Source organism: Corynebacterium sp. LaCa_70, assembly GCF_058182015.1.
Window position 1 is genome coordinate 1,820,688 of the sequence record NZ_CP190914.1, and the last position, 13,531, is coordinate 1,834,218.

Annotated in this window: 14 protein-coding genes; 4 read left to right on the top strand and 10 right to left on the bottom strand. The window is 57.9% G+C overall.

Annotation, left to right across the window (positions count from 1 at the left end; translation table 11 throughout):
* Positions 1-44: 44 nt before the first annotated feature.
* The 3 genes from ACP8MI_RS08270 to upp form a co-directional block, all read right to left on the bottom strand.
* On the bottom strand, positions 45-1,235 hold the full coding sequence (locus tag ACP8MI_RS08270; protein ID WP_144737045.1) for an amidohydrolase: 1,191 nt from the start codon (positions 1,233-1,235) through the stop codon (positions 45-47).
* Positions 1,236-1,364: 129 nt separating this feature from the next.
* Positions 1,365-1,760 carry a helix-turn-helix domain-containing protein gene (locus tag ACP8MI_RS08275; protein ID WP_144737047.1) on the bottom strand — a complete coding sequence of 132 codons (396 nt, stop codon included), beginning with the start codon at positions 1,758-1,760 and terminating at the stop codon, positions 1,365-1,367.
* Positions 1,761-1,837: 77 nt separating this feature from the next.
* On the bottom strand, positions 1,838-2,473 hold the full coding sequence (gene upp / locus ACP8MI_RS08280; RefSeq protein ID WP_049150217.1) for a uracil phosphoribosyltransferase: 636 nt from the start codon (positions 2,471-2,473) through the stop codon (positions 1,838-1,840).
* A 120-nt stretch (positions 2,474-2,593) separates the two neighbouring features.
* Between upp and ACP8MI_RS08285 the strand changes: the two genes are divergently transcribed.
* The 3 genes from ACP8MI_RS08285 to ACP8MI_RS08295 all read left to right on the top strand — a co-directional run bounded on the left by ACP8MI_RS08285 (position 2,594) and on the right by ACP8MI_RS08295 (position 5,228).
* On the top strand, positions 2,594-2,920 hold the full coding sequence (locus tag ACP8MI_RS08285; protein WP_018121432.1) for a hypothetical protein: 327 nt from the start codon (positions 2,594-2,596) through the stop codon (positions 2,918-2,920).
* Complete coding sequence (locus ACP8MI_RS08290; RefSeq protein WP_490290657.1) at positions 2,920-3,876, top strand: C40 family peptidase; 957 nt, start codon at positions 2,920-2,922, stop codon at positions 3,874-3,876. The genes ACP8MI_RS08285 and ACP8MI_RS08290 overlap by 1 nt, the downstream gene beginning before the upstream one ends.
* Positions 3,877-3,977: 101 nt before the next feature.
* Positions 3,978-5,228 (top strand): hypothetical protein, encoded by a 1,251-nt coding sequence (locus tag ACP8MI_RS08295; protein WP_018121430.1) that lies wholly within the window; start codon positions 3,978-3,980, stop codon positions 5,226-5,228.
* An 8-nt stretch (positions 5,229-5,236) separates the two neighbouring features.
* Here ACP8MI_RS08295 and ACP8MI_RS08300 read toward each other — a convergent pair whose 3' ends face one another.
* Positions 5,237-6,283, bottom strand: a complete 1,047-nt coding sequence (locus tag ACP8MI_RS08300; protein WP_490290658.1) for an amidohydrolase family protein — start codon at positions 6,281-6,283, stop codon at positions 5,237-5,239.
* A 101-nt stretch (positions 6,284-6,384) separates the two neighbouring features.
* On the opposite strand from ACP8MI_RS08300, the gene ACP8MI_RS08305 reads away from it, so the two are divergent.
* Positions 6,385-7,764, top strand: a complete 1,380-nt coding sequence (locus ACP8MI_RS08305) for a D-alanyl-D-alanine carboxypeptidase family protein (protein ID WP_144737052.1) — start codon at positions 6,385-6,387, stop codon at positions 7,762-7,764.
* A 71-nt stretch (positions 7,765-7,835) separates the two neighbouring features.
* On the opposite strand, the gene ACP8MI_RS08310 is transcribed toward ACP8MI_RS08305, so the two are convergent.
* The 6 genes from ACP8MI_RS08310 to ACP8MI_RS08335 form a co-directional block, all read right to left on the bottom strand.
* On the bottom strand, positions 7,836-8,924 hold the full coding sequence (locus ACP8MI_RS08310) for a YhjD/YihY/BrkB family envelope integrity protein (protein ID WP_018121427.1): 1,089 nt from the start codon (positions 8,922-8,924) through the stop codon (positions 7,836-7,838).
* Between the two features lie 92 nt (positions 8,925-9,016).
* Positions 9,017-10,048: a tryptophan--tRNA ligase gene (gene trpS, locus ACP8MI_RS08315; protein WP_018121426.1), complete on the bottom strand. Its 1,032-nt coding sequence runs from the start codon at positions 10,046-10,048 to the stop codon at positions 9,017-9,019.
* A 134-nt stretch (positions 10,049-10,182) separates the two neighbouring features.
* Complete coding sequence (locus ACP8MI_RS08320) at positions 10,183-10,374, bottom strand: hypothetical protein (RefSeq protein WP_018121425.1); 192 nt, start codon at positions 10,372-10,374, stop codon at positions 10,183-10,185.
* Positions 10,375-10,429: 55 nt separating this feature from the next.
* A complete protein-coding gene (locus ACP8MI_RS08325; protein ID WP_018121424.1) occupies positions 10,430-11,221 on the bottom strand; it encodes a trimeric intracellular cation channel family protein in 792 nt (263 codons plus the stop codon).
* A gap of 30 nt (positions 11,222-11,251) precedes the next feature.
* Positions 11,252-12,187, bottom strand: coding sequence for an exodeoxyribonuclease III (locus ACP8MI_RS08330; RefSeq protein WP_018121423.1), 936 nt, complete (start codon positions 12,185-12,187; stop codon positions 11,252-11,254).
* Between the two features lie 38 nt (positions 12,188-12,225).
* On the bottom strand, positions 12,226-13,473 hold the full coding sequence (locus tag ACP8MI_RS08335) for an MFS transporter (protein ID WP_049150207.1): 1,248 nt from the start codon (positions 13,471-13,473) through the stop codon (positions 12,226-12,228).
* Between the last annotated feature and the right edge of the window lie 58 nt (positions 13,474-13,531).

A 13,531-nucleotide genomic window follows, 5' to 3' on the forward strand; every position in this document is an offset into this window, starting at 1 on the left:
TTGGCACACAAAACTGTGCGGCGAAGATTACACTTTTCCCTATTCTAACGTGCTTGGGCTTCGTAACGCGCAACGATGCCTGCGAACAGACGGATTCCCACGGACACCGAGCGCTCATCAGGGTTGAAGTTGCCTTGGTGCAAATCCTGCATCTCGCCAGTTCCCGACCAACAACCCAACCGCGCCATCGAGCCCGGCACGTGTTCGAGGTACCAGGAGAAATCTTCGCCGCCCGACGACTGCGGCGCCTGCACCGCAGCGTGCGGATCAATACTGGTCACTGCCTCTGTCAGCAGCGAGGTGGCCACTTCATCGTTGAGCACTGGTGGCACTCCCTGATCATGCGTGACGACGTAATCGACGCCCGTCGGAGCCAGGATCTCGCCAATAATCTCCGATAGCTCCCGGCGCAGCCACCGCCACACGGTGATATCCGCGGTCCGCAGTGTGCCCATCACAGAGCCTTGTTCCGGGATCGCGTTCGGAGCAAAACCGGCATGAATAGCGCCAAAAACCACGACGGTGCCGGTGCGCGGATCAACCCTGCGCGACAGCACCGCCGGTAATTCGGTCACGAGTTTACCCAGCGCATAGACGACGTCGCTGGTGAGATGCGGGCGTGAGGTGTGGCCGCCAGTACCAGAGACCGCGATTTCAATGACGTCGGAGGCCGAGGTGATAGCACCGGTGCGGATGCCGATTTGGCCGACTTTTAGTTTTGGTTCAGCGTGAACCGCGTACAAAGCAGATACGCCCGCCAGCGCACCCCACTCAATGACATTGACCGCACCACCCGTCATGACCTCTTCTGCGGGCTGGAAAATGACGCGTACCCCGAAGCTCAAAGCACCAGGATAGGCGTTAGTCAACTGCCCTAGGGCGCACGCCAAACCCAAAGCGACGGTGGTGTGGATGTCGTGGCCACAAGAATGCGAAACTCCATCAATCTGCGAGGCAAATTCAGCACCGGTGAGTTCTTGGATCGGCAGCGCGTCAATATCGGCGCGGAAGCCCAAGCGCCTTTTTCCGTGGTCATCACCGATATCCACGTAGAGACCGGTTTCTGGGAAGCGGTGCGGCTGCAGGCCATATTCTTCTAATACGCCACAGAGGAAATCTGTGGTGGCGTGCTCTTTGTGCGAAAGGTCCGGGTTGCGGTGAATGTGACGCCGCCAGCCGATCACCTCGTCGTGGTGGTGCTCGATCCACTCAGCAACGAACGAGGCAATGTCCATTAACCCGATCCTTTCTTCAGCTATTTCACGCTCATAGTTTTCTGAGCTGTATATTACGGCACGTGTGCAGATTATACGCGGTTGTGCCTACAGGCCGGTGTCGTCGGCACGCTGGTCTGCCCACTGGTTCTAGGAACCAGCAAATTTCGGCAACTCGTTAGCCCGCGCACGCGTCAGATAACCCGAACTAAACGGCGCGGTATCAACCTCGTCAACAGGCCACACCCTGCGCAGATGCGGCGTGCTCGCGGTACAAGGCCCGTCGATTAACGCATCAGCTTGCGGCAGCAACACCCCAGGCGGGACGTAGAGAATCTGGGCCAGTTTATACACGGTGGACAGCTGCGGATCGCAGGCTTTCGCGCCGGATTCATTGCGCTCCAAGTTAGAGATCACCGTGCGCGACAGCCCGGATAATTGCGCCAACCTGGCCTGCGAAAGACCACGCATTTTCCGCAACGCACGCAGGTTATTCGCCAGTGCATGGCCAAAACTCGCCCAATACCAACGGTGGTATTCCCCCATTGCAGATCCTCCCCGAAATCCCCCGAAATCATGTGCAATGAGGCCTAGCTTACAGGTAGGTGTTTAGAGGTAGGGGCTTACAGGTCGATATTGCGCGGTCCATACAAGCGGTCGCCGGCGTCGCCAAGCCCGGGAACGATATACGCGTTGTCGTTGAGTTCCGGATCAATCGCCGCGGTCACTAGGCGAACCGGCAACCCGGACTCTTGCAGCGCCTGCACACCGGGTTGCGCCGAAACGATGCATACCGCGGTGATATCGCGCGCGCCGCGGTCTGCCAACAAGCGCAACGAATGCAACAGGGAGCCGCCGGTGGCCAACATGGGATCGACGAGAAAAACCGTGCGGTCGCTGAGATCGTCGGGAAGCGCTTCCAGGTACGGCACCGGCTCGTGGGTTTCCTCATCGCGGGCCATACCGATAAAACCGACCTGCGCATCCGGGATCATCGCCAAGGCCGGGTCCACCATGCCCAACCCGGCGCGGATGATCGGCACAATAATCGGTGGGTTCGACAGCCGCGTACCGGTGGTGTCGGCGACCGGGGTGGCCAGGGCGAATTCGTCGACATCCAGATTGCGGGCGGCCTCATAAACCAGCATGGAACCGAGATCTTTCAGGGCAGCGCGGAAGGCGGCATTGTCGCTACGTTGATCGCGCAACAAGCTCAAGCGTGCGGCGGCCAGGGGGTGTTCTACCACGGTGATATCCATATCCCCCATGCTATGCCATGACGAAGTAGTTCCGGTGACTGTGCTCGGTGATATTCGGGGTGTTCGGTGATATTCGGGGTCCCGCGGAACCATTCTGCGGATTGCACTGTCTAATGGACCATGACGACGTTTGCTTTAGATTATGACCACGCCACTGCACTAGCGAAGGATCTAGAACGCGCCGCCATAGATGTGCGCGAACCCGCCGCCCCACCTGTCGATCTCTCCCTGCCCGCTCATGCTGCTGGCCACCAGGAATTCCTCTCTGCTATGCAACGTGCCAGCTCCGTTACCGCCATGCAGTCACGCCAGTTAGCACAACGTTTATCCGCCGCAGCTGATTCTGGTTTTGCGATGGTCCGCGATGCTTCCTTGGCAGAAAATGCCACGAGAGCTGGGATCCATTCGCTTGCCGACGCCGTGCCGACGGCTGAGGAGGTGCGCTGATGAGTGTTGTGGAAACCGTAAGCCGCATTAGCGAGTTAGTGCCTGCCCAGTTGGGTGATTATCCCGTACCCGTTATGCCGGATGTGTCTGCCGCCGGTGAATTGGCAGCGATCAGCGGGGCAAGCGCAGCCGATATCGAGGCTGCAGCAACGCTGATTGATGGGCACAATCACCAGATCGCCGGGATCACCGCTGAGGCACAAGCGGCGATAAGCGCCACCGCAGAACAACTATTCGGAATAGGACAATCGTTTCTGCACCAGGCCGCGCCAGTCGCGCTTTCTGCTTTACAGCCAACCCCGGGTGCAGCCACCTCTGCTATTGCGCAGCTTGAAGCGGTGGCACGTACGCATATTGCCCAAGCAGAAGCGGCTGCAGGTGAGTTAGACGAAACGCTTTCTACCCTGGCGGGTCGGCTGCACAACATTGCCGACGAGCCTTTCGCGCTTACCGAGGCACCAGCTGCAACCCAGGCCGCCGCAGCGACCTCCACTGCTGGCCCGCCGCCAAGCACGGTTCCTACCGGCGATGCCGGATCAGCTACCACTTCTGATCCTGCTTTCGCACCGGCAGCGGTAGACGCACCAGCCCCGAGCGATGATGCTGGGGCTGAAGCTGGACGCCAAGCCGTGGCTGCCGCGCGCAGCCAACTGGGCACGCCCTATGAATGGGGCGGGACCACCCCCGGAGTCGGTTTTGACTGCTCCGGGTTTACGCAGTGGGCTTGGGGCCAAGCCGGTGTGGATATTCCACGGTTGGCGCATGAACAAGCCGTCGGCCAGCAGATTTCTGCCAGTGAATTACGTGAAGGAGACCTGGCTGTCTGGGACGGGCATGTCGCCATGTACGCAGGAAACGGTGAACTCATTGAGGCTGGCAGCCCGGTTTCCACCTCACCACTGCGCACTAACAACCTGGATATGAACTTTCATGGTTTCTACCGGCCGACGAGCTAGCGTGTCTACCGGCCGACGAGCTAGCGTGTCTACCGGCCGACGGCACCACCCAAGCACCACGACGGCACACTGCCCCACCACGTTCGCTAAACTTAGTGCCCATGAATAATCGCGCGATCATCCCGGTTTCTCTATCACTGAGCAGCGGTGATTTTTATACCCTGTGGGCTCCGACCTGGAAAGAAAACGGCTCACAGTGGGAAGCTTTTCTCGGCGACGACGACAACGTCCTGGTCTTTCCCACAGTGGCCGAAATGCTGGTGTATCTTGAAAACACCACTAAGCACGACCTTCGTGAGCACCCGAAATGGGGGGATTTCGCGAAGCTTCCAGAATATCGCGCGCACCCAGAAGACCGCGACCACTACGACATCGTTGGGCTGCCACACTACTTGGCCGACCGTCCGTCCTATGACGCGGTGGCAACCTCGGCCAAGATCTTGTCCATCACCAAGGCGCTGGGAAATGTCTGCGCCGACGATGACACCATGATCTTCTTTTCCACCCACTCCGTGCTCGGCAATGTGCAACGCGGCGCTGATCACTACTCCGGCGACCATGGGCTTTCCGAGTGGTCATCAGTAGGGCGTGCGGTACTGACAAACTGGAAAAAGATCGAATCCAACCTGGCAGACAGCGTGCGCATCGTCGATGTCACCGAAGATTTCGACAGCGTGGATAAAGACACCATCGCCGATGCAGAAAAACGCATCACCCAATCGAAAGAACAAGCAGACAAAGAACGCGCAGAGCGGGAAGAAGAACGCAAACGTCAGGCCGAGGCTGCGGATCCGTATGATTCTTCTGCCTGGGCGGCGGCAGGCATCGACCCAATAAAAATCACCATCGACGGCAAATCCGTCTACACATTGCGCTGCTATCTGGACGGCGCGCCGATCTTTTTGGGGCGTTTCGGCACCATCAACACCTTCCCCACCGGCCGTCAACTGTTGCGCTGGATCATCGAAAACGACGAACACGATCTCGCAAAAGTTGCTACCTGGGAAGACATCGTCACCGCCGCCAATGCTGGTGAACTCGAACTGACCGTACACCGCGATAACGCCTACAGCTTCCAGGGTCTTACCGAGGACATGGAAAAAGGCCCCGAAGCCGTGGATATCCCACAGATGTCAGCCTGCTACGAATTGCTTGCCGACGCCGCCGACTGGGCCGGCGATGATTCCATCAACTCCTATATGCTGGCAAACCCACGCTTCCAGGATTACCTGGGCTATATGCTGGGCTCGCAGCAAACTAGTGGCTACGTGCCATCCAAGCCGTACACCGACCACTCGAAGGGATGGCGCGGCTTGGAAGACATGCTGGTTAAGCGCTTCGCGAAATTCTAATCAGCCTGCTAATCAACGGCAGCATCGCTCTTCTCTGACTCGTCCATATCATCTGACTCATCCGCATCATCTGGCTGGCGCAGTTCCGCGTCGGCCAGTTTTTCATAGCGCGGCAAAATCTGGGTCTCCATGAGCTGCTGACGCTCCGGCTCAGTCAAAAAACTTGCCGCAACTGTCTTTGCCGTGAGGTCAAAGAATTCTTCCAGACCATAACCGAAAGTTTCGGTCAGCGCGTTCATGACATCGGTGCAATTACCGGCTGCCACATCCCCGGCGGAAATCGTGCAACTAAAACCAAGCTGCTGAAACAGCGGAAGCGGATGATCCGGCAGCTCACCAACAGCTGCATCGCCCAACGAGTCGTCGGCAAGATCCCATAATGGCGTCATTTCTGCAGCAATGCCACGATCACGCACCCAACCAGAAATCTTTCCCGGCACGATGCCGGTCATATCGGCAGAAAAATCATCAACCAACGCCAACGGACGCCCCAGGCGCAGCGCCCCCAATCGCACGGCTGCGCCGATGGATTCGATATCAGCAGCGCCATCGATGGCAAACGGCAGAAAATTTTCCCGCAGCTTGGCACAGGCGGCTGCCAAAGCCGAGCCAGCAGCGCCCGGTTTGGCATCATGGGTAGTTCCAGAAACCAGGAACACCACACCAGCCAGGTTCGGGTCACCTTGTGCATGCAGCACAAGCTCCGCCAACTCAGCGACGGCATCGCTGTCTGCGCGCGCAACTGGCAGCAATCGCGCCCGGATTCCATCCACCGCCACGGCATCCAGAGCGGTGGCGAAGGCGTCGGCAAGCACAAAGTTGTCGGTGCAAAAATCCTCCACCACAACACGTAATTCCAGGTACACCACGTTGTCGTCGCGGTATTTGTGCACGGTGGACTGGATGTGTGCGGCCAGCTCCTCGCGCGTGGTCACCGCTGCACCATCCTGGGTGCGGGTAGGCAACTGCTCGAGGATCGTGACTTTCGGCAGCTCACTGATCAACTGGGAAGCAAAATTTTTGTGCTCGGGGCTAATCGCAGGGGTCTCAATCATGCCCACGATGGTACCGCGCGAATTTCACACGCAGAGTTTCTTCGCCCCGCCCAAACAAAAAGGCAATGCTGCCATAACAAGGAGTAGACTTATCGGCTGTTATGAATGAGAGCAAACCCGGCCGCCGCGCCCTTGTGAGATACGGATCGACCTGCTGCGCGGCTGTACTTGCCACTGGCTTGGTCACGGGAACCACCGCGTTTGGCATCGGCACACTCAACTCCGCTGCCCCACACGCTGCCGCGGCCCCGCTGATCCACGCCCAGCAGGAAGAACCCACCCCGCTGGAAGGCCCAGCTCCAAGCGAGGGCGACGAGTCGGCAGCTCCGGAGCCACTTAGCCGCGAGGAAGCACCCGATACCAGCTCGTGCCCAAACCGCGTGCACCCGCCGCAGGCTCGCACGACCTCTGAGGCTGTCGCGCCCGGTCAACCCTCTCCTACCCCATTGCCGCCGCTGGAAAAACAAAATTGCGGGGTCAGCACTGCTCCGGGTTTTCATGTCGACGAATCCGTCTTGGCTTCGGCCTGGTTGGTTGCCGATATTGATTCCGGCGAGATCATCGCACAGAAAGATCCCCACGGGCGCTACCGCCCGGCCTCGATCATCAAGGCATTGCTGGCTTTGGTCGCCATTGAAGAGCTGGATCTGGAAAAGACCGTGACCGTCTCGCAGGAATCTGCCGATCAAGTCGGCTCCCGAGTAGGCATCGGCGCCGGTGGCGAATACACCATCGAGCAGTTATTACACGGTTTGTTGCTGGCATCGGGTAACGATGCCGCCCACGCTCTGGCACAGGAACTTGGTGGCGACGAGGCGACGCTGCGCAAAATCAATAAGCTTGCCGACGATCTCGGCACCACGGACACCTACGCCGCGAGCTATTCCGGCTTGGACGTGGCGGGTAACTCGGCTTCTGCGTATGACCTGGGGTTGATTTATCGCGCGGCCTACCAAAACCCTACTTTTGACCGCATCGTGAATACTGAATTCATTGCATTCCCGGGATTCGACGAGCACGAGGGATTCGAAGTGTGGAACGACAACCACCTGTTCATGAATGACCCGGATGGCATGGGCGGTAAAACTGGTTACACCGACGATGCCAACCACACCTTCGTCGGTGCACTGAACCGTGACGGTCGTCGATTGATGGCGGTAATTCTCGATACCACCGTCGACAAGGCCCGCGCGTGGGAGCAAGCGCAGAAACTATTGCACTCGGGATTCTCTGTGGCACCGGGCACGAATATCGGCATATTGCAACCAATCGCCGATGCGGACACCGAACCCACCCTGACACAAGGGGCTAGCCCGGCACCGCAAAATTCTGACGATACATCACCGGATAGCGCGGACGCAGACAATGCCGGTACGAATGCTGAACCCCACGAAAAGACAATCTTGATTGTGGTACTCGCTGTCATCGCCGCTGGCGCCGGAATAGCGGCAATTGCGGGATTCTTCTTGCGTAGGCGTTAAAACTCCTTTTTGGGGGCAACGCCGCTGATAACTATTCTGACAAATACCCCAGCGATGCGCTATACCTCAGGTTATTTCGCCTTAAAGATCCGGCGAAGCGCCCAACCACCAGCCGCACCCAAGCCTGCACCGGCGCCTAGCAGGGTTCGGGTCGACGGGCGCTTTTTCACCTCGTGGCGCACTCGAATCACGGCTGGTTCGGGAACCGGAACCTCTTCCGTGGCACGAGCCTGCTTGGTGGTGGCGGTGAATGCAGAAACGTAGAGCACCACGCGCCAGATCAGATACAACACAATCATCAAAGCGATGATCGGCCCGAAGATCGCGCCAGTTGGGCTGCCTGTGGCCGAAGACAGGATCACGGTAAACAGCTGCTTAATTACTTCAAAAACAAGTGCACCGAGCAATGCACCAATGAAGCCGGCTTTCTTCGGTACCTTCTTACGCGGCAGAATAACCACCAGCCACCACATGACCAGGAAGTTCGCCAGAATACCAATGAACAGCGCGGAGAAGAACAGAATATAGTTCAACCCTGGCATGACATCGTCAACATTCAGCCACTCTAAAACGGTAAAGACAATGCCAGACGAACCCACAGCGGTGATGCCGAAAGCAATGACGAATGCCAGGATCAAACCGATCAGGCCCAGCAAATCATTGAACTTCTTGACGACGAAGTTTGCGCCATCGTTCGGATCCATGTTCCACATCGAGGAAATACCGGCGCGCAGATTATGCATCCAGTTCAGACCGGTCCACAGCGCAGTCAAACCACCAATTCCGGCCACGGCACCACGGCGCTCCACCGCGCCTTCCAGGATTTCGTTGGCGATCTCGCCCATCTGGCCTTCCAGCGACTCAGTAATTTGATCCTGGAAACTAGCGAACAGTTCCGGACGACCCGCCAAGACCTGCGCGGCAGCCGCAACGATCAACATCGCAATCGGAAAAACCGCCAACACCGAGAAATACGTAATACCAGCGGCAAACTGATTACCACCCTGTGCACCGTAACGCTCGACGGTGCGCATGATGTGGTCGAAAAAATCAGACTTGTGCCGCATCTTCTCGACGAATCCAGGATCATCGTCCCGCACGCGTTCGATGCCGTAGTTGTCCTGGTTTTTCTCAGCTGACTTTGTGGTGGTGGCTGCCACTTCAGTGTCCTTTAAGTTGGTAATTGGCGCTGGCTTGCACGGCCCTGGATTTTCTCTGTGAGCGTTGCTTCCTCACTCTAACGCATCCGTAGCTAACGCGGCTGCGCTGGCAGGAAACCCACCTTGTCATAGACGTCGGCAAGCATCCCTGCGGCAACATCCCGGGCACGGTCCGCGCCGTCGGCAAGAATCTGGCCCAGCTGTGCGCGATCATCCATGAGTTCGTCGTAACGAGCACGCAACGGGTTTGTGAATTCTTCCAGCGCATCCGCAGTATCAACCTTGAGGTGGCCGTAGCCCTTTCCTTCATAGGAAGCAACCAGATCATCGACAGGAGTATTGGTTAACGCGGACTGGATGGTGAGCAAGTTGGAAACGCCCGGCTGCTGCTCACGATCAAAGGCGATCACGCCGCGGTCATCAGTCACGGCGGACTTCAGGCGCTTTGCGGAGGTCTTTGGCGGATCCAGCAGGTTGATCAGGCCCTTGGGGTGCGGGGTGGATTTGGACATCTTGATCGTCGGATCCTGCAGATCGTAAATCTTGGCCGAACCTTCGGGAATGAATGGCTCTGGTACCTCAAACGTTGTGCCGAAGCGCGTGTTGAACCGCTCTGCCAAGTTACGGGTAAGCTCCAAATGCTGGCGCTGGTCCTCGCCCACCGGCACATACTGCGGGTGATAGAGCAGAATATCGGCGGCCATGAGCATCGGGTAGGTAAACAGGCCCACCGAAGTGCGCTCCTCGCCGTGCTTGGCGGATTTGTCCTTAAACTGTGTCATGCGCGCGGCCTCGCCATAGCCGGTCAGGCACTGCAATACCCAGTTCAACTCAGCGTGTTCTGGCACATGCGACTGGATGAACAGCGTGGAGCGCTCCGGATCAATCCCCAGCGCAATCAGCTGTGCAACACCGGCGTAGGTGCGCTCGCGTAGCTGCTTCGGGTCCTGCTCCACGGTCAACGCATGCATGTCCGGGATGAAGTAGAACGCGTCGAAGTCATTCTGCAGTTCGATCCACTGTTTCAGGGCTCCGAGGTAGTTTCCCAGGTGGTACGAATCGGCGGTTGGCTGAATGCCAGACAGCACACGAGGTTTGTCTGTAGTAGGTACCGATGCGGTCATCTTTTTATCCTTTACTCAGTACTGAAAGTGGCAGTTTACGTTGCACTTAACGTGGTTTCTGGCACGCAAAAACCCTGCTGGCGCAGAGTACAGCCAGCAGGGCGCGAAGCTAACGGTAGCTTGTAGGTAGTCGGCTACACCTTGCGCGAGGTTGGATCATACAGATCCAGCGCAGTGGCGAAAGCAGCAACGATGCACGCGCCACCGACACCCATGGTGATACCCGAGACCAGCCCTGCCATGGAGAACTGTACGTTCATGTACCAGACAATCGAGCCGGCCAGGATGGCAATGCCAATGATCAGCCAGGATAAAACGCGAATCATACTGAATTCTCTTTCCGGTCAGTATCAGAAAATAAGTCTCTTTTATGCTAGCAGCTTAGTCGCTTTCCGACGATTTTGACTGCTCATTTTCAGGGTTCTTAGAAGTGTCCACGGATTTCTTCGACGTCTCCGGCTTGATCCCCCTAGCAACCTTCGATTTCGCTTTCCGCGCGGTTTCACGCACAAACTGCGCAGATAGGCGCAGGCGCGGATCCACCGGCTGGTTTTCGTCGTTATACGCGAAAATTGGCATGGACTTGTTGTATTTCACTGCCCACATGCGCACCGCGAATGTCACGATCAGCCCTGCGGGAATCACCACGGCCGGTGGGGCACCTAATTGTTCCAAGACCATATACGTCACCGAGCCGATCAGTGCACAGGCTGCATACAAATCGCCCATGAATACTAGCGGGACACGGTCGCTTAGAATATCGCGCAAAATTCCGCCGAAAACACCGGTGCAAATCGCGGCCACGATAGCGATCAATGGCCCATGGCCTTCCGACAACGCCACCTGGGTACCCAACACTGTAAACGCTGCCAGCCCCACTGCGTCGAGAGCCAGGAACAGCGACCGGAAATAGTGCATGAAAAACGACAGCGACACCGTCACCGCCGCTGCTACCAGCACCACGATCAAATAAACCGGGTTATCCACCCACACCAGCGGGTAATGCCCAAGCAACACGTCACGCACGGTTCCCCCACCGAAAGCCGTAATAGCGGCGAGCAAGGAGACCGCAAAGAAATCCAGCCGTTGGCGCCCTGCGGACAAAGCCGCGGTCATCGCCTCTGCAGAAATACCAACCACATACGTCGCGGTTAATAACGTCGTCACGGTCATAGGTGCACGTCCTTTACATGAGAATCGAGCTTAGTGAAATTCCACCAGCAAAGGCGAGTGATCGGACCAACGCTGCTCAACGGTCGGGGCTTTTTCTACCCACGTCCGTTGTGCGCGTTCCAGCATGGCGCGGGTGGCAGCCTGGTAATCGATACGCCACCCCGCATCATTGTTGAAAGCCTGGCCACGGTAGGTCCACCAGGTATACGGGCCGTCGTGTTCCGGATCTGGGTTTAGGCGACGGGCCAGGTCAAACCACTGCGGATCCGTGGCTGGCTCACGCTGGGTGTTCGCTGCATAGTCCACAACACCCTGGTAGTCGCCGAGGTATTTCTTTTCCTGCGGGGCTTCATCAGGAAACGCACCAAAGACGGAATCAAAGAATGCGCGTTCTTCGGGCAAGTGGCCCGACACTTTTTCGTTTGGTTTGTTGTTTTTCAGATCTTGGCTGCGGTGGCAAATATTCCAGTCGCCGCCAATGACCATGTTCTCGTGTGCATCTGCGCGCTGCAGCAAGATCGAATCGAATTCGTCCAAGAAGGCATATTTTTCATCTTGCTTGGCTGTCCCCTGCGCGCCCGACGGCAGATACAGCGAGGCCACGCGCACGTCACCAAAACTGGAGTCAACAGTGCCCTCAATCCAGCGGCCAGCGGTGGCAAACGCGCTTGCGTCGCCAAAGCCCACCTGGACGTCGGCAAGCGGGCTGCGCGATAAAATTCCCACCCCGGCGCGGCCCTTGGCTTCGGCATCGGCAACCACCAGGTGCCAGCCGGCTTCCAGCGCGGGGGCTAATGCCTTTTCGGTTTGTTCCGGGGTCGCGCGGACTTCCTGCATGAGAACGACGTCGGCCGAGGTATTTTCCAGCCAATGGTTCATTCCCAGGTTGTCGTCGTTACGCTTTTTGCAGGCGGCGCGGATGCCGTTGACGTTAACTGTGGCTATCGTCAGTTGAGGTTCAGACATGGCCACCACTGTATAGCGTGGGCGCCACAGTCAAGAAACTAACCGGTCTTAGTGAAAGACTTGTGCCGCAACCAGATAGTCGGGAACCAAATGACGATGGCAGCAATGGCCAAACCAGCTCCGGCGAGAGAAGGTGCGCTGTAGCTGTAACCGGCAGAAATCACCGCGCCGCCCAGCGCGGCACCAGCGGCATTCGCCATGTTGAGGGCGGAGTGGTTTAGAGCCGCAGCCAGGGTTTGGGCGTCGCCAGCGGTATCCATCAGGCGAATCTGCAACGACGGCACCAGCGTCGAACCGAAGAAGCCGACCAAGCCGAAGTTGATGGTGCCCAACCACGGGTTCGACGAAGTGAAGTAGAACGCGACCAGCACCAGGCAGATCATTGCCAAGGCGAACAAAATGCCCTTTTCCAGGTTCCAGTCAGCAACGCGGCCACCGAACCAGGTACCGGCCACCATGCCGATGCCGTAGGCCATGAGCACGATCCACATCAGCGACGGATCCAGGCCTGCTTGCTCGGTCATTGTCCAGGAAATATAGGTATATACCGCGAACATGCCGCCGAAACCAACGGTGCCCATCGCCAGCGTGAGCCACACCTGGCCGCGTTGTAGCGCGCCCAGTTCCGTGCGGACCGACGTCGCACCCATGCGCACCATGTGCGGCATCAGGTACCACAACGAGACCAAAGTGATCACACCGACGACAGTGACGAATACGTAGGAGGCATGCCAGCCGAAGGCCTGACCGAGTGCCTGTGCTGCAGGCACACCACCGACGGTGGCAAAGGACAGACCCATCGAGACAAAGGAAATCGCGCGCCCACGCTCGCCCTCCGGCGCCATGGAGGCCGCAGCCAAACCAGCCACCGAGAAGTACGCACCGTGCGGCAGGCCGGCAATAAATCGCGCTACCAGCAAAAACTCATACGTCGGAGCAACGACCGACAAAAAGTTACCAACAATAAACGCACCGACCAGCAACAACAGCAGGCGTCGACGCGGGATTTTGCCGGTGACCGCCGTGATCGCTGGCGCGCCGATCACCACGCCCAGCGCGTAGAGCGAAATGATGCGCCCTGCAGAATCTTCCGTGACCCCGAAATCCTCGGCGATCAGCGACAACAAACCCATGGAGACGAACTCCGTCACGCCGATTCCGAACCCACCCAACCCGAGGGCGACCATGACGATGTATCGCCGTTTTTCGGTAATTTCCGTCTGCCGTGGCAGGGCTCGACGACGGGGGCTAGAAGCTAAATTGCGCAAATGACTCAACTGTGGCACGCATGAGACCCTACGCCCATAAAAGCGCAGGTGCCTAGTCCGGCAAAGTTTCTGTGGC